Annotated in this window: 12 protein-coding genes; 1 reads left to right on the forward strand and 11 read right to left on the reverse strand. The window is 65.7% G+C overall.

Translation table 11 applies throughout. From position 1 onward, the window contains the following. The first annotated feature begins 16 nt into the window (after nucleotides 1-16). Nucleotides 17-931, forward strand: a complete 915-nt coding sequence (locus GO499_RS16520; protein ID WP_161863210.1) for a DMT family transporter — start codon at nucleotides 17-19, stop codon at nucleotides 929-931. A gap of 13 nt (nucleotides 932-944) precedes the next feature. Here GO499_RS16520 and GO499_RS16525 read toward each other — a convergent pair whose 3' ends face one another. Genes GO499_RS16525 through GO499_RS16575 form a run of 11 tightly spaced genes read right to left on the reverse strand, consistent with a single transcriptional unit; the run spans nucleotide 945 to nucleotide 15,810 of the window. Next, entirely contained in the window at nucleotides 945-1,496 is a 552-nt protein-coding gene (locus tag GO499_RS16525) for a hypothetical protein (protein WP_161863211.1), read from the reverse strand. 21 nt (nucleotides 1,497-1,517) lie between these two features. Further along, nucleotides 1,518-4,925 carry a DUF6519 domain-containing protein gene (locus GO499_RS16530; protein ID WP_161863212.1) on the reverse strand — a complete coding sequence of 1,136 codons (3,408 nt, stop codon included), beginning with the start codon at nucleotides 4,923-4,925 and terminating at the stop codon, nucleotides 1,518-1,520. 18 nt (nucleotides 4,926-4,943) lie between these two features. Continuing rightward, complete coding sequence (locus GO499_RS16535) at nucleotides 4,944-7,091, reverse strand: hypothetical protein (protein ID WP_161863213.1); 2,148 nt, start codon at nucleotides 7,089-7,091, stop codon at nucleotides 4,944-4,946. After that, nucleotides 7,088-9,919 (reverse strand): putative baseplate assembly protein, encoded by a 2,832-nt coding sequence (locus GO499_RS16540; protein WP_161863214.1) that lies wholly within the window; start codon nucleotides 9,917-9,919, stop codon nucleotides 7,088-7,090. The genes GO499_RS16535 and GO499_RS16540 overlap by 4 nt, the downstream gene beginning before the upstream one ends. Further along, the gene (locus GO499_RS16545) at nucleotides 9,916-12,468 is read right to left on the reverse strand and encodes a putative baseplate assembly protein (protein ID WP_161863215.1); all 2,553 of its coding nucleotides are present in this window, start codon (nucleotides 12,466-12,468) and stop codon (nucleotides 9,916-9,918) included. Before GO499_RS16545 ends, GO499_RS16540 begins: the two co-directional genes overlap by 4 nt. After that, the gene (locus GO499_RS16550) at nucleotides 12,465-12,827 is read right to left on the reverse strand and encodes a GPW/gp25 family protein (RefSeq protein WP_161863216.1); all 363 of its coding nucleotides are present in this window, start codon (nucleotides 12,825-12,827) and stop codon (nucleotides 12,465-12,467) included. Before GO499_RS16550 ends, GO499_RS16545 begins: the two co-directional genes overlap by 4 nt. A 4-nt stretch (nucleotides 12,828-12,831) precedes the next feature. Next, nucleotides 12,832-13,152, reverse strand: a complete 321-nt coding sequence (locus tag GO499_RS16555; protein ID WP_161863217.1) for a hypothetical protein — start codon at nucleotides 13,150-13,152, stop codon at nucleotides 12,832-12,834. Nucleotides 13,153-13,164: 12 nt separating this feature from the next. Then, entirely contained in the window at nucleotides 13,165-13,674 is a 510-nt protein-coding gene (locus GO499_RS16560; protein ID WP_161863218.1) for a phage baseplate assembly protein V, read from the reverse strand. Then, nucleotides 13,671-14,798, reverse strand: a complete 1,128-nt coding sequence (locus GO499_RS16565; RefSeq protein WP_161863219.1) for a hypothetical protein — start codon at nucleotides 14,796-14,798, stop codon at nucleotides 13,671-13,673. The genes GO499_RS16560 and GO499_RS16565 overlap by 4 nt, the downstream gene beginning before the upstream one ends. Then, complete coding sequence (locus GO499_RS16570; RefSeq protein ID WP_284154790.1) at nucleotides 14,795-15,157, reverse strand: hypothetical protein; 363 nt, start codon at nucleotides 15,155-15,157, stop codon at nucleotides 14,795-14,797. Before GO499_RS16570 ends, GO499_RS16565 begins: the two co-directional genes overlap by 4 nt. After that, a complete protein-coding gene (locus tag GO499_RS16575) occupies nucleotides 15,154-15,810 on the reverse strand; it encodes a hypothetical protein (RefSeq protein WP_161863220.1) in 657 nt (218 codons plus the stop codon). Before GO499_RS16575 ends, GO499_RS16570 begins: the two co-directional genes overlap by 4 nt. Nucleotides 15,811-15,812: the final 2 nt, after the last annotated feature.

Raw genomic sequence — 15,812 nt, forward strand, 5'->3', positions numbered from 1 at the left:
TACAGGAGTCTCCGACATGAGCAAGTCGACGGTTCAGGACATTCTGCTTTGGCTCTTGCTGGCGATGATGTGGGGATCCTCCTATGCTGTCATAAAGGTAGGGGTCGCCCCGCTGCCGGTGATGGTGCTGGTTGCCGGGCGGATGCTGGTCGGCAGTGCCGTGATCCTAGCGGTGTTGAAACTGCGTGGGATGCGGCTGTCGCGACGGCTGTGCGACTGGGGTGCCTATGCGGTGACAGGGCTATTGGGCAGTGTACTGCCGTTCCTGTTGATCACCCAAGGGGAGAAGGTCGTGGACAGTGCGCTGGCGTCGATCCTAATCGGTGTGGCGCCGGTGGTGACGCTGCTGCTTGCCAACTGGCTGATCGCGGACGAGCGGATGACGGTGCGCAGTATTGCCGGCGTTTGTGGAGGGTTGGCCGGGGTGGCGGTGCTGGTGGGGCCTTCGGCACTGGGCGGCATCGGTGCGCATCTTGGCGGGCAAGTGGCAATTCTGGCGGCGGCGGTGTGTTACGCGGCCTCGACGATCTTCATCCGGCGATGGGTAAGGCGACCGGCGTTGGAAATGGCTGCGGGGTCGATGCTGGTGGGGACGGCTGTTATTTGCACGGTGGCTGCGATGAGGGGCGCGGATGTGGGCGCGGTGGACTTCGACCTGTCATCGCTGGGCACGATTGTCTATCTGGGGCTGTTTTCGACTGCCTGTGCCAACCTGATCTATTTCCACCTCGTGCCGCGCCTCGGGGCGACACGGATGGCGCAGGTGAACTTTGCCGTGCCCGTCGCTGGGGTGGTGATCGGCACGGTGGTGTTGGGCGAGGTGCTGACGGCGCAGCGTTTGCTGGCACTGACGATCATCTGCGGATCGGTGTGGAACGGGACGACGGGGCGCGGCCGGACTTGCCCGCCCCGCGGTTGCGTGGAGGCATGATGGAGGCCGCGCGCTACCTGCCGGAGTTGCGGGCGGATTCGGCCAATTTCTGCAAGACTTCCACGGCGGAGATAGCCTCTGTCAGTGCCTCCTGGAACAGCCCGTTGCGTTCCGCGTTCTCGCTGCGACGCTGAGCGATGTTGCGCTCGGCCGTCGCGACCAGTTCCTCGGCTTCCGGCAAGGTTCGGGCGAGGGTGCGGCGGAAGGCCGGGTCCTGAATCTGCTGGAGCGAGGCTGCCGCGCTGGCCTCGGCGGCGACGAAGCGGCCCTCGATGCGGGAGGCACTGGCCTGCAGACGGAGCCGGGTTTCACCGGCGAGATCTTCGGGTGCGGCGCGGGTGGCGAGCACCGCTTCGGCCAGTTCCAGCCCCCGGACAGCCGGGACGACGATGGCGGCACCATTGCGGAACCCCTCGGGCGTGGCGAGGCGCGGGTTGGCGCGCAGGAGCGCCGCCTCGGCCAGGCGCTGGGACTCGGCGCTGCCCGTGCCTTCGATGCGATAGACGCGGCGGGCCAGCGTGGCGATGCGCCTTTCGCGGCCCAGTGTGGCGATGCGTGTCGGCATTGTTTTCCCCTCTTCTCTGACTCAGGCCTGAAGGTTCAGCGCGGCGAATGGCTGGCCGAGCGTTGCGCCGTTCAGGACGATTTCCTCTGACGTGATATTGCCGATCGGCGTGGCCGCGCCGTTTGCGCCTGTCACCAGCCGGATGGACGTGCCGAAGGTGTTGTGGGTGATGGTGTTGGCCGACAGGCTGATGCGTGGTGCGGCCGCCTGCACGACATCGAAGACGAAGATGTCGTCGCGCACGCCCTGAAGATCGCACTGGTTGTTGCTGAAGTCGATGCTGCGCGCACCGGCGCCGATGATCTGCACCAACGGTTGTGTGACCATGCGCGACGAGCGCACCTGATTGCCCCTGATGCCGATCTGAGACGGGGCGCCCAGCGGTGTGGCGACGAAGCTGGCGGCGGCGACGCGGTAGACGGTTTCGCCGGCCGACAGGTAGGCGGCGGTGTTTGGCCGATAGGTCGGCAATTCTGCGGTGATATTGCCGACGGTGGTTCCTGGAGTGGTGTCGGGGTCGATCACCCTGTCCTGGCCGATCTGGATGCCGCGCCATGACAGGAAGTCGGACGCTGCGGCGGCAGGCCGGGCGATGATGCGATTGTCGCTGATCGTTACCGTCAGAACTGGCGGGGCGACGTAGATCCCGTATGCGCGTACCTCGGCGCTGTCCGGGCCGACCGCAATGATGGTGTTGTGGCTGATATCGATGGCGGCGGAACCCTGCACGGCAATGCCGGCAAAGACCTGCCCGTCCTGTCCGCCGCCGCCGATATCGTTTATGCCGTTGCCGACGATCTGGCCGGATGCGGCTGTCGTCAGCACGATACCCGCAGCCCCGAGTTCGCCGGTGATGCCGGTGATATCCTCGATGGCATTGTTGTCGATGGCGATGTGGCGGATTTCGGCCTCGGGGGTGGTGGCGATGCCGGCCTCGTCGCAACGGCGGATGAGGTTGCGCTTGATGAGGATGGTGTCGTGGATGCCGGAAATGCGGATGCCGGCGCCCGCAAGGTCGAAGATGGTGTTGCCGATAATCTGGGCGTCGGTGCGGGCCTCCGGCACGATATTTGGAACGAGCAAAATACCGTCGCCGCCTTCGTCACCCGCCGAAATTTCGCAATCCAGTATCCGGGCGGTGTCGGCCCCGATGAGAAGGGCCGTGCGGTCGGCTACGATGGTCGAATTGTCTATTGAGAGGCTGGCCGCCGGAATTTCGGCCCAGTTGATGCGGATACCGGTACCTGACGAGAACACGAGGTTGCGCGAGAGCAGCGCGGCGGAGATGTTCATCGCCACCCGGTCGAACTGCACGGCGATACGGCCGCCGAACAGGATGCAATCCAGCACCCGCAGTTCGGCGAAGGCGGCGAAGGTCAGGTCGCCGTCGGCATCCAGCCCGAACGTGGAACGAGAGCCCAACGCTATCGGGGCGACGACGACGCATTCCTCGACCTTCACGCCGATCTGGGTGCCGTCGAGCGCGATGCCGTGGTTGAAGCTGTCCTCAGGGTTGGGGCCGAAGACCAGGACGGCCAGGCGACGGAAGGCCAGAAGGCCGGTGTTGATGGCCGCGATTCCGTGGGCGAGCTGTGGGCTGCCGTTCTCATCCTCGTCCGGGGCAACGAGCAGGCTGAAGCGTTCAAGTTGGATGTCGTTGGCGGTCCGGACCTGAAAGGCCGCGCCCTCGCCCTGATAGAGCAGGATGGTTCCGAGGCCCTGCCCCGCGATGGTGAGGGCGTTGCGATCCTCCACGACCACTGGATCGGAGAGGAGGTAATTGCCCGCTTCGAGGCAGACGGTGCCGCCGGCTGCAGGGATCTGGTCGATGGCCTGCTGGATCGTCAGTTCGCCGGAGTTGTGCTGCTCGGCGGTGACGCAAACGGTGCAGAAGCAGCCTTCGCCATCGCCCTCAAAGACTGGCGGCCAAAAGGTTCGGCAATCGAGAATGCTGCCCGGAGCATTCGGCGTGCCGAAGGCAACGACGGCCAGACGGCAGTAGTGGCGCTGGATGCCGTCTGGCGGGGCCTGTCGCAGTTCCTCCACCTGGGTGCCGGCGGTGCGGGCGGCGAAGCGCCAGTGATCCATCGCGCGGTAGCTGCCGGGGCCCGCGGCGGTGGAAAATTCGACGGTGATGCCGTTTTCCAGCACCAAAGCGGTGCCAGCGGGCGGGACGGGGATGAGACCATCGGCGCCGGGGGCATCGAGGTCCACCCATTCGGTGCCGGCGTCGTCGGCCAGCCGGATGACACCGCGCTGATCCCAGCGGATCAGGCGGGTGCGGCGTATGGTGGTGGTGTCGCTGCCAGCGCCGGAGGGGATGAGCTCGGCATCGGCGATGGGCGTCTCAAACTCGATCTCGCGGGTCTCGGGGTGGACGTCGGCAATGCGCAGCATCTCGCCCGAGCGGTGATTGAATTCCCGGTGATTGTCGGTGAGTTCGACCCAGTCTCCGGCGCGGAAGCGCAGGATCTCGTCGCGACCTATGCGGCTGACGGTAACGCTGTGAGCGGTGGCGGACGGCGTGATCGTCTCCACTGCAGCGATGACAGAGGCGTTTTCGCGACTGAACTTGAAGCTGGCTGCCTCCTGTGCCGGAGGATTGCCGTTCGCGTCCGGTTCGCCGGGGGTGTGTATCTCCACACGATAGAACTGGTTCTCGATGCCGGAGTAGCCTTCGGTTGGCGGGACGAGGCAGGGATCCTCCGGGTCCTCGATGTCGCGGGTACCGGTGGTGAGACGGGCCGGGCTGGGGGCGGTGAGGGCCTCGAAGCCGGGGATGTCGGCGTCGGGTGTCGCACAGGTGGTGCCATCAGGTGCGGGGTGGGTGCGGACCTGCCAGACGGTTTGCAGGCGGGTGGTAGTGTCATTGCCGCCGAGGGCCGGCTCCAGCAGAGAAGGCATTTCGACGGGCGTTACCTCTCGCTGCCAGGCGACGACATAGGCGACGTGAGTGCCCTGGGTGACGAGGTCTTCCGGCGTTGGCCAGTAGGGCTGTGCACCGTAGGGTACGAAGTCGCCTTCGGGCGGGGGGATCATTTCGTCGAGCACGCCTTCCGGGCCTTCGCCGACAGGCGTGGTGGTGTCCGGGCGGGCGCGGTCGAATACAGGGTCCGACAAGGTCGGGGCCCCGCCAGTGAAATTGGCGGCGCCGTGACATTCGAGCAGAATACCGTCGAGGTACTTGCGGCCACGGCCGATCTCCAGCCCGTCACCCGCCGGGGTGAAGCGGATTTCGAAGCCGTCGATGGTTTCGCGCGGAACGACGGCGCGGCCGATGGTATCGACGGTTGCGGTACGGATGCGCCGTTCGAAGATGTCGACCATCTCGTTCCAGTCGCTGTCCAGCACCGGGCGTCCCTGCTGAAGATAGACGCTCGCGAAATCCCGGAGCGCGTTGAAGCTGTCTCTGCTGTAGTCACCGCTCATTGGTTCTCTCCTTGGACGTCACGTTTCATGGAAGATGCCGGCCTCCAGCCCGAAGCGGAGGTATTCCTCCAGCCGGATGCGGAGGTTGGCCTCGCGCTGGGGCGCGGCGATGAGGTGCCATACGCCCATCTCGCCATCATCGGACGCGCCCTCGCGGATCTCGAACGGCGCGGCGTCGCGTAGCTGGCAGTAGGCGGGGTGGCTGGCGGTCAGGGCCGTGAAGCTGGGCCGCAGCCAGCGGGTGATGCGGCTGGTGATCAGCCCACGGGTTGCGGGGGAGACGGCGCCGAGTTGTTCCTGAATGGCGATCGCGTGGTCGATCGCCAGTTGCGGCTGGCAGCGGTAGCGGCGGGGGGTCACACTGTCCTGTGGCAGCCATGTGAAGCGGATGCAGCCCTGTTGGCGGCGGACGGCGCGGACGGGTGCGGAGCCATCGTCGGTGCGGGCAAGGAGGATGCTGTCCGATACCAGCGGGAAGGCGCGGGCGTAGATACGGCCGATGACGGTGCTGGCGATTATGGTCAGCGCGCCGGCGGGTTCGGTTTCCGGCCCGGTGCCGAACAGCGCGCGGGCGGCGGGACTGTCGCCACTGTCGGCGGAGGCGGCATCGACGATGCTGTCGCGAATCTCGGCATTGGTCGTCTCGTGCATCCGGATCGGGCCGGAGATGCTGCGATCAAGAAAAAGTTCCAGCCCGGTGGTGGAGACGGTGAGGGCAATGGCGTTCGGGTTTGCCGGTTCTCCGGTTTGGCTGAAGGCGCGGCCGGGGACGAGGGTGCAGTGGCGGAATGTCACTTCCTTGAGGGAGATGCCGTCTGGGTTCTCGCGGATGTTGATGCGGCGACGTTCCAGCACCAGGCCGTCGAGCGTGACGCGGGCGTCGGCCGCACCTTGGATATGCAGGATACCATCGAGCCGCAGGATGGGGCGGATGCCGTCGGCGGCGCGGAGGACAACCTCGGCCCCGTCGCCGGCGCTGATGGTGACGGTTTCTTCAAAGACGCCATTTTCGGTAATTTCGACGATGCCGCCGATGGTGGAGATGGCGTTGACGGCGTCCTGCAGGGTTGCGTGGTCAGGGCTTGGATAAAGCGCGAGCATCTGCTCCGGGCGTTGCCGAAAGCTGGCGGCGCGGTTGTACTCCCCACCGCCGATGCGGGCCGGAAAGGCAGTGTGGAAACTGGTGGCGACGGTTTCGCCCTGATCCTCGGGAAAGGAGATGCGGCCGAGCGCTGGATCGACGCGGACGCGCTGGGGCGGATCGCCGGGCGCCGGGGCCGGATGTGGCGCGTGGTTCCAGCCCGGGCCGTCGTCCGACAGGTCGCAGGCTTCCAGCGCATCGGCGGAAAGCGCGGTGCCGCCGACGAAGATGGTGAAGGCACGGGGAGTGAATGCCGTCATGTCGGCCTCGAGCGCACGGCGCGATATGTGACCCGGCAGGTGGCGCGGCTCCGAGATGGAGGCGATGGTGGTTTCCGGCTCTGGCCAGTTGACCAGTTGCCGGGGTGCGCCAAGCGGGTCGAACAGGAAGCGGCGGGCGTCGACCTGCGTGGCGGGCACCTGCGTGTGTGCCATCGGGATCAGGCGCCAGAGGTGGAGGCCGATGTTGGGCAGGTTGTGCTTGCCGCCGATGCTCTGCCGGCTGGGCGATTGCTGGATCGAGCGGGCATCGACCGTGCGGGAGGTTCCGTCGAACGCCTTGTTGAGCGGTTCCATCGCCAGCGGGTCGTGCAGGTCGGGGCCGAGATGGTGATCGGCGCGTATGTGGTTCATGTGCTGACAGGTGGCGGTGAGCTGAAAGTACTCGACGACATGCGCGGGCCAGCCAGTGACATCCCGTGCGAGTTGTTCCAGCACGGCCGCCGTGCCCTTGCGGCGGCGATAGCCGATAGTGTTCGCCACTTCGGCACGGTTGCCGACGTCGGTGCCCTCGATCCGGTATAGCGGGCGGTAGCCGATGGTGCCGCCGACGTAGGGCGCGGCCCAATCCTCGCAGGTTTCGATGAAGAGATTGTCGAGCAGTTGCTCTATGTTTTCCTCCACCACTGCGCCTTCGCGGGCGAGGATGGCGGTGAGCGCGCGGAGCGGCTGGCCCTCGTCGGCGTCGCGGAGACGGTGGACGGCGGGAAGCAGGCGGTAGAGCGCTTCGGGTGTGATGCGGTTCATGCCATCACCTCCAGTTTTTGCAGCGGGCCGGGATGCAGGGTGAGGATCTCGGCAGGCAGGAGTGTGCCGTCTGCGCCACGTCTGCTGGGGTGGGAGACGAGGCGGGCATGGGCCGTGCCTGCAGTCTGTGGCGGCTGGCTGCGGGCGAGAAGATCGACATCGATGGCTGTGAGGCCGGGAACGGTGTGGGCGGCGGCGGCGATCTCCGACAGGGCGAGAGTTTGCGCGAAATCGCGGGTTTCGAAAGCAAAGGCGGACCGCAGAGTGGCCTCGGCGGCGGGAAGGACGGTTTCGGGATCATGGGCGCTATCGACGGCAACGCGCAGGCCGAGGCGGAAGAAGGCAGGCGCGTAGGAAAGAAGATCGACGCCGACCAGCGGATCGCCGAGGGAGCGGAAGGCGTTCAGCAGGTTGGTGTGGGTCGTCGAGCCCTCGGGAACCTCCGCGCCCTCCGGGCCGGCGACGGTGACGACGATGCGTCGCGTCTCGCCCTGCCAGACCCAGCGGGATTCGGCCTTGGCAATGCCGGGAAAGCCGAGGGCGAAATCACGGTAGTCGGTGAGGGAGACGACGCGCCCGAGGGTCAGGGTGTAGATGGGTGCGTTGCGGCGTGCCTCCGAATGTGCCTCCGGGTCCGCGCCGCCGGTGGCTGGCAGCGGGTTGAGGGTTTCCTTCAGGCCAAGGGGGCGATCCAGCGGCAGCGTCAGTTGTCCGGCACGGAGGTTTCCGGCCCGCCCGAGGCCCTTGGAATGCTCCGCCACGATATTGTCGCGGCCCGGCGTCGGACGGGCCCCGGATATTCCGTCGCCGAATTCGATGACGGTTTCGCCGGCATCGGTGAGCGAGGTCTTGTAGACGCGGGCTGTAGGGCCGCGGTCGTGGAGATCCGGCACTTCCTGCCATTCGGCACCGTCGACACGCAGGGTGAGCGTACTTTCCACCCCGGTTTCCGTAGGGGCGACGCGATGGGTGACGGGGGCCTGTTTCAGCGTGAATTTTTGGAAGGGACGGGACGGATCGCCGGAGCCGAGAATGTCGGTAACGCCTTCGCCATGCGCGGCGCGGGCGACATTGGCGTGGATACGTAGAGAGGCGCGGTCGAAAGCGGCGGCAAGGGGATTTTCAAGGATCAGACGGGTGAGAAGCTCCGACGTGGTGATGGCGCTGGAGAGTGTAGCGGATACGGCGATTTCGCTGACGTCATCGGGCGCAGGAATGGCCCGCATGAAATTGGGAATGACGACGGCAGTGCCGGTGAAGCCGCCATCCGTTTGCAGGTGGTACCGTGTGGTGATGGTGAAGGGAATATGTTCGGGCGAAGCCAGAAGCGTGACTTCCTGACCGGGGACGAGCGCTTGTACAGCGCCGTCGGCTGCGGTGATGGAAACGGTGGTTGCACCATCAAATCGGACGCGGGCGGGTTTGCCGCGGAACATGAGTTTGCGCCCGGCGGGAAGGCTGGTAAGGCGGTGGCCGAGTTCCACATCCGATCCGGCCACAATGTCGGTAACGGGATGCTCGGCGAAGGGGATTTCGGTGCTGCCGCCATAGACCGAGGTGCGGCGATAGTCATTGTCGAACGTGGTCAGGCCTTCGGAGGAGTCGAAGCTCAGGCGGGTTGTCTTGCCGCTGATTCCGTAACGGGCCTCGCTGTCATCCTTGGCGTCGAGGATCCGGTAGATTTCGACGAGGCCGGTGGGCAGCGTGAGTGCGACCCAACTGTCGGCGACGAAGCTCTTGTAAACCGCATCGAGAGCAATTTGACCGGTGCCGGGATGAGCGAAGGCCCAATCGCCGACATCCGTAGCCGAACCGACGATGCGGGAGGGCGAGGGTTGCGGCGGCGGGTTGCCCGGCAAGGCAATGACGAGTGGATCGGTGGTGTAGCCGAATTCCGCGCGCTGAATGGATGTCAGCATCCGGGGATGCGGCGCGTTGTAACCGAACAGCGACGCGCGATCCTTCAGATGGTAGAAGCGATGGCCGGACTGAGCGGCGTCACCCGGCGGCGTGACGGAGCCGAGTGGCCTGTCCCATGTGACGCGGGTGCGGTCGTTGGCGGCATCGGGTTCAACGGAGATGACACGACGGAAGTCCCAGAGTTCGGAGCCGGTGTCGGCGCTGGAGCCGTCAAATCCGCCGCGATCGTTGCCGACAATGAGAATGGCGTCGCCCACCTGGAGTGCGGGCAGTCCGGCCAGCCACGTGGATGTATCGCCATTATCGGGGAAGATCGGTCGGGTCAGGCGGGGGCGGAACGTGTTCCAGGCGACGCGGGTTTCGAGCGGCTCAATGGTCTCGAACACCTGTGGCATCTCGTCGGGGCCGGGCTGGCTCTGGATGCGGGTGCCTTCGGGGACCAGCAGTTCGGTAACATCGGGCTCGGCTGCGGGCGGGTCCTCCATCAGAATGACAAGATCGGTTTCCGCCGCCGCGCCGGGGTGAAGGCGGTAGCCGATGAGGCGGGCGAGTTCGTTGACGGAGAGCCGCTCCGTCGCCGTGCCGATATAAGCTTCGTTGGCGAGGCGTTCCTGATAAAAGGTGAGCACGTCGCAGGCGGCGGCCCATGCGTCGATGAGAGCGATGGAGAAGTCATCATCCTCGCGCGTGCCGAGCGCCTTCAGTTCCGGATAGGCGGCTGAGGCGAGGCGGGTGAGCATCGACGCCTTGAAGCTGGCGTGGTCGCCGGCGCGGAAGGCGATGGCCGTCAGGTTCGGACGGTTGGCCGTGGGCCGGAGGGTGGCGAGTTCGGTGCCGTCGCAGCAGCCACAGATGTCTGCCTCGAAACCGGAATCCGGGTGGCCGATGCGGATGGGTGCGTCGCTCATTTGCCGCCTCCCATCTCGATCTCCAGTGAACCGCGTTCCGGGTAGTTGGGGTCATTCTCCAGTTGGGCGATTTCCAGCCGCTGGAAGGTGACGACACCATCCAGCAGCGGCACCGGGCTGGTGGAGCCGCGGCGGCGGAAGCGGGTTGCCTCCACCGAGGCGACGCCTTCGATCTGCATGATCCGGGCATAGAGGCGGGAGAGGTAGAGCGGCTGGCCGAAGGTGAAACTATCGGGGTGGAAGAAACCGACGGTGCCGTCCGGCAGGCGGTTGGCGGAGAGCGTCTCCAGCACGGCAGCGCGGACCTGCGACCGGAAATGGTCCGGCCCGGCGCAGATGAAGAGGCCGATTTCCAGCGGCACGAAGCGCGGAGCATCGATTTCGAGATCGTAGCCCGCCATGCGGTAGAGATCGAGATAGGCGCGTAGGTCGGCCTCGAACTCCGGGGTTATCGGGCGGGCCGCGAAACGATCCACCGTCACGAAGACAGTGTGGCCATGACCGTTCCAACGAAAGGTGGCCGCGGCGCGCTGGACATCGCGGAAACGCTCGGCGCGGCGGGCGTAGTCTTCTGGCGTGACGCAGCGTTCCTGTCGGCGGTAGGCGAAGGGTGCGGCCTGCCGGACCTCTTCCATGCTTTCGCGGTCCACCCCGCCGGTGGCGGGCAGGGGGTTGCGGATCTCGGTGATGTTGGTGGCGGCGGTGATGGCATGGGCGATGGCGTCGTGGCCGACGTTGCCGACACGGCCGTTTCCGACGCGATATGTGGCGGCGAAGGCGGTGCCGGAGTTCGGGCGGCGCCCGTTGCGATCATCGCCGAAACGGAGGCGTGCCGTGCCGTCGGCCTCTGTCTCCACGACGAAATGCGGAGCTTCGGGGAGGGAATTCAGCAGATCCGGAAACGCCTTCCAGTCAGTTGAGGAACTGGCAACGTCCACCGCCGGACGACGTTCGGCCATGCCGGGATGGAGGACGGCATAGGCCGACGGCAGCGGCGGATCGTCGGGCAGTGGCGGGATGTTGACGGCGGTGAAGGGTGCGACCTGTGACACCGGGCCTTCCTTCAGCACGGGATGGAACCGCGGCGGAACAGGTCGTGGCGCAGGATGACGGCAGGGATCGTCCGATGGTTCCGGCACAAGATGCAGGTGCGGTTCTGGTACCGGTCCCAAATCCTCGTCGGCGATCGTCTGGCCGTGGTCCGCCAATAGAATGTTGCCGAGGGCGTGGGAGACATTGGTTGCAAGGCCGCCGCCGGCGGTGTCGTCGAGCCGGGAAGAGATGCAGAAGGGGAAGGGCAGTGCGTCTTCCTCGTGCCAGCGGATTTCGGTGATGGCATTGCCCGAAAGGTCGTCCGTCAGTCCCGCCTCCACCGCGCAGAGGCGGACGGCATGACGGATGTTCGGATCCGCGTCCGCGGCGAGACCGGTCCGGGGGCCGAGGCGTTCCTCGAAGATGAGGACTTCGCCGACCTGAAGATTCGGATAGTTGCCTGCCAGCGTCGCGCGGGTGGCGCCTTTCGGCAGGCAGCATTCAGCATCGCCCCACTCGTAGAAGAAGATCGCGTTGTGGTCCTCGAACAGACTTTTCGGTGCAAGGGATTCGAACACGATAGGGGAAAGGTTGTAGGCGTCTTCCTGTCGGTCCGGGTCGCCGATTGCCGGGTTGAAGCCGGCCAGACGGGTCAGGAAGGGTGTATGTGGGTCAATGGTAGTGGATGCACCCATCGGCAGATCCTCTATCTGCACCTGTATCCAGGCGCGGGCATTCGCGCCGTCGTGCATCCGGTAATCCACCAGCCGCGCGTGGCGGCGGATTGAGGAGCGACGGCGGGCGGTGGCGAGGTAGGACTCGGTTGCTACGGCATCCTGTGCGTAGGAAAGTCTGTCGGCCGTGTATGAGAGCGCCTCGACCAGTGTGATGCCGAGATCGGCGGGCGAGCGTTCGCGCCAGTCTGGCATGATCTGGGCCATACGGCCGAGCATCAGCCGACGGAAGGTCTGGTAATCCTTGGCAAGATAAGAGAGGGCGGGCTGCTTTGGCGGGTCTTCCGGGCAGATATGGCGCGGGGCGCAATCGAAATCCGTGGGGCATTCCACCTTGAAGGAAAAATCGATCTCCGACAGCACCCGGTCGAGCCCCGGAGGCGGCGATAGTGCGCCGGGCGCGTTGACAAGGCGGAGAGTGTAGCCAGCGTAGTCCCCGGCGGACGACGTGCGCAGAACGAGGACGTTCTGCGGTTCTTCCAGCGTGGCCAGCCATGTGACGAGGCCGGGTTCGGCGAGGGTGGCATCGGGAGCATCGGCGTGGGTGAGCCATTCGATCGTGACATTATCGATGCGCTCGCCGCCGGTGAGTTCGAGGTTGGCGAGCGTCAGGCCCGGGGTCATGTCGAGAAAGCGCAGGAGCAGGGTGCGCTGACGGGGGGTGTCATCCGGTGCCTCGTTATCCAGCACCTCGATGAAGTCGATGCCGTTGATCGCGGTGCCGTCGGCAATGGCTTCCAGCACCAGTTCGCGGCGGCGGGGATCGCAGCAATGGTAGATCATGACCCGCCCCCAAGGCTGAAGGTGGCGGTGGATAGCGCCCCGGAGCGCAGGATAGTGTAGGCGATGGTGACGGTGATCGTGGCGTCGACGGCCTCCGCGGCGATATCCTGCACGGTGATGTGCTGACCGAGATACTGCTGGAGTGCGCCACGGATCATGAACTCCGCCGTCGCCGCCGCCTCGGGACTGGCCGCGCCAAACACCAGTTGGTAGATGCCGGCGCCGAAATCGGGGCGGTTCACCCGCTCACCCGGCGAGGTGAACAGGATCTGCTCCATCAGGTCGCGGATATGTTCCTCCTCCGTCGTCTCGGCGGTACGGTCGCGGGCGTCGAAGTGGTATGGGAAATCGAGTTGCATGGCCTCAGCTTCCTATGACGCGGGTTTGCGACTGCACCGGGATGAGCGGAGTGCCGGTGGGCACGCATGTGGAGATGCTGTCGAGCAGCACGGCCGGCTGACCGGCGATGAGCACACGGGTGGCGGCGGCGATGTAGGTGCCGGTAACGCACGGGCCGTTGCCGCCCGCCGGAACGAAACCGCAGCCCGCGACCTGCCACGGTGACGTCTGCGCGACGGCGGGCTGACCGGAGAGGAGGACGCGCGGGTTCGGAGATGCCGGGATGGCCTGTCCGCCGTGGGAGCAGGTGACGGTGGCGCCGAGATGCAGCATTGGGCCGGGCATGGGTCTCCTCCTTCAGATGACGGTCAGCGCGCCGTTGTTTACGGTGACGGTTGGGCCGACAAGGGTGATGGACGCGCCGCGTCCGTTCTGGATGTAGATGCCGGTATCATTGACGATCAGCGATGCGCCGGCTGTGGTTTTGAGCACGATTCCCCCCGTCGGACCGGGTAAATCGGTGACGGTTACGCCGTTCTGCAGGGTGGTCTGCATCGTCAGGGACGACACGCCGGGCGGGGTGAGCTGGGCAAGGGCCGGCACCTCTGCTGCCGATCCGAAGAAGCCGCCCGTCCAGATCGGGTAATCGGGATCGCCCTTCTCGAACTCTATCCAGACGCCGGCACCGATGGGCGGCACGGCGATGTTGCCGGTCTGGATGCCTGTCATCGGGAAGCAGGGCATGCACCATGACGACAGGGCGATACCGGAGACATCGGGCACGATCGCCTGGATCCGGCCTGTCACCAGCGGGTCGACGTTGTTGACGACGGTGCCGCGATATTTGCCGAAATACTGCTGGGTCATGCCGGTACCGAGGCGCGGGTGGGGAGAAGACCGCTGCGTTTGAGGGTGAAGGATTGTTTGTAGGAGCCGCGCGACAGGTCGTGTGTGACGCTGTCGATGTAATGTACCCCGTCGAAGGCCCGGCCCGCGCCGCGCACGCCGACGAGGGAGCGGGCGCGGAGGATGCGGCCGTAGCGGAGGACATCTATCCGGCCGCGTCCCGAAACCGGGTCGGCCTTCTGCGCCGCCGCCGCAAAGCCGCGCACCACGGCTTCGAACGGGTTGAGGTTGGCGGTATTGGTCAGGCGATTGATCTTCGGCGGCAGCGGCGGAATGGCACCGAGCGGAGGCTGAAAAGGGATTTCGCCGGGGATGGGTATGGGGATCGGGGCCTTGGTGAGGGCGTTCTGGATATAGACGACGGGAATTTCGACCTCGTCCTTGCCGAAAGTGAAGGACAGGTCTTCGCAATTGGTAGAGAAGCCGCTCTCGATGGTGAGCGCCGGCTGCACTTCGCCGATGCGGATTTCCGGGCCCCAGTAGGCGATAGAGGTGGCGGGCGCGGGGCCGGGCTTGAGAAAGAAGGTATAGCCGGCTTCGCGGGCGAGGTTGCGGATATAGTCCAGATCCTTGTCCTGGTGGCGGGGGATCTTTTCCGTCGGCAGGGGCGGGCCTTCGAGGCTGGGTATGACCTGCGGGATGATGCCGAGCCAGGCATATTTCGCGAGGATGAGGTTAACCCGCGCGAAGGGCGGCATTGCAGGATAGGGCAGGCCCGAGAAGTCGAAGAAGGCCATCGTTGCCGTCAGGTCCTTGCCGGTGACGTTGAGGGTCGCAGGCTGGCCGGAGGTGCCGGGCTGCATGTCCGTCTTCGTCACGACACCGTTGATGAGGCTGGTGGCCTTTCCGTTGATGGTGGCGACAAGGGCGACACGCAGAATCGGCAGGGCGGAGCCACCCGCGAGCAGGAAGATGGTGTTGAGGGGCGAATCCTTCTCCAGCGCGAAAGACAGTTCGAAACCGGACTGGGTGTCGCCCGTGTTCTCCATCACCTTGACGGCCTGCAAGGCCTCCACCACGCCGCGCGGGGCGGGAACGGGCACGCCGGGGCCGAAGAGCACGGAAATGTCGATGCCCTTGATCACAGCTCCTCCTCCGGGCCGGGCACGCCCTGCGGCAGGGTGAGGCGGACCTCTGTGCCCGGTTTTTCAAGTTCCTCGGCAAAGAGGGCGCGGTTGGCGTCGCATATCTGCCAGAAGCCTTCCGGGTTGCCAATTGTGGCGGCGGCGATCTGATCCAGCCGCTCGCCTTCCGTCGTGATGCGGTAGGCCTGTGTCGCGAAAGCTTCAGGTGGCGGCACGAAGCGGCGGGTAACGTAGGTGACGATCCGCCCCGAGGCATCGGTGAGTGTCTTCGTCGGCAGTCCGGCATAGCGGCTTTCGGGCGGGAAATCTGTGGCCTCGACGATGCCGGCCTCGAACATGGCCTGAATGGGGTTCTTCATGGCAGAGCTCCCACGCCAAGGGCCGAGAGGGCGCCGCCGAGCGATTTGGTGGCGAGGTTTTCCTTGCTCTGAAGGTACGCCATGTAGAGGCCCGAGCCGCGATGCCGGAAGCCGAGATCATCAACGGAGAGGACGCGGAGCGACAGCGAGACCTTGGCGCGGATCGGGTTGAGCGTCGCGTCGAAATATTCCTCCGTTATTGACAGGGAGGTGACGCGGACAGGCACGATGCGTTTGGCCGACCAGACGAAAAGCGCGAGCGGCGTTTCGGCGGGTGTGATCTCGAAAGAGCCTGCCGTGGCCTGGGCGTTCTGCCGTTCGAGCTGGGCAGAGGTGGGGTGGATTAGCGTCTCCAGCGCCGAGAGGGCGGGAAAGATGCCGGATTCCACCGTGTCGGGGTTCTGATCGGGAAATTCGAGCTGGTCGGTGGCATCCATCTCAGCCTCCAGCGTGATCGTCTCCACCGCCGGGCCGGTGAGGCGCAGGGGCTGCGAGCGATCCGGCTCATCCGCGATCCCCTGCACTTCGAGCGAGCGCGAAAGCGTCTCCGAGGCATATTGCAGCGTGATAATCCGCTCCACATTGCCACTTTCGGGCGAGATCAGCACGAGGCCCGCACGGGTAAGCTTGGGGGATCTGGGGAAGCCTGTCATGG

The sequence above is a fragment of the Algicella marina genome (assembly GCF_009931615.1).
Classification (GTDB): Bacteria; Pseudomonadota; Alphaproteobacteria; order Rhodobacterales; family Rhodobacteraceae; genus Algicella; species Algicella marina.

Bases quoted from the DNA above. Each gene is read 5' to 3' on its own strand.
- GO499_RS16520 (WP_161863210.1), top strand. From the start codon at position 17: ATGAGCAAGTCGACGGTTCAGGACATTCTGCTTTGGCTCTTGCTGGCG.
- GO499_RS16525 (WP_161863211.1), bottom strand. From the start codon at position 1,496: ATGCCGACACGCATCGCCACACTGGGCCGCGAAAGGCGCATCGCCACG.
- GO499_RS16530 (WP_161863212.1), bottom strand. From the start codon at position 4,925: ATGAGCGGTGACTACAGCAGAGACAGCTTCAACGCGCTCCGGGATTTC.
- GO499_RS16535 (WP_161863213.1), bottom strand. From the start codon at position 7,091: ATGAACCGCATCACACCCGAAGCGCTCTACCGCCTGCTTCCCGCCGTC.
- GO499_RS16540 (WP_161863214.1), bottom strand. From the start codon at position 9,919: ATGAGCGACGCACCCATCCGCATCGGCCACCCGGATTCCGGTTTCGAG.
- GO499_RS16545 (WP_161863215.1), bottom strand. From the start codon at position 12,468: ATGATCTACCATTGCTGCGATCCCCGCCGCCGCGAACTGGTGCTGGAA.
- GO499_RS16550 (WP_161863216.1), bottom strand. From the start codon at position 12,827: ATGCAACTCGATTTCCCATACCACTTCGACGCCCGCGACCGTACCGCC.
- GO499_RS16555 (WP_161863217.1), bottom strand. From the start codon at position 13,152: ATGCCCGGCCCAATGCTGCATCTCGGCGCCACCGTCACCTGCTCCCAC.
- GO499_RS16560 (WP_161863218.1), bottom strand. From the start codon at position 13,674: ATGACCCAGCAGTATTTCGGCAAATATCGCGGCACCGTCGTCAACAAC.
- GO499_RS16570 (WP_284154790.1), bottom strand. From the start codon at position 15,157: ATGAAGAACCCCATTCAGGCCATGTTCGAGGCCGGCATCGTCGAGGCC.
- GO499_RS16575 (WP_161863220.1), bottom strand. From the start codon at position 15,810: ATGACAGGCTTCCCCAGATCCCCCAAGCTTACCCGTGCGGGCCTCGTG.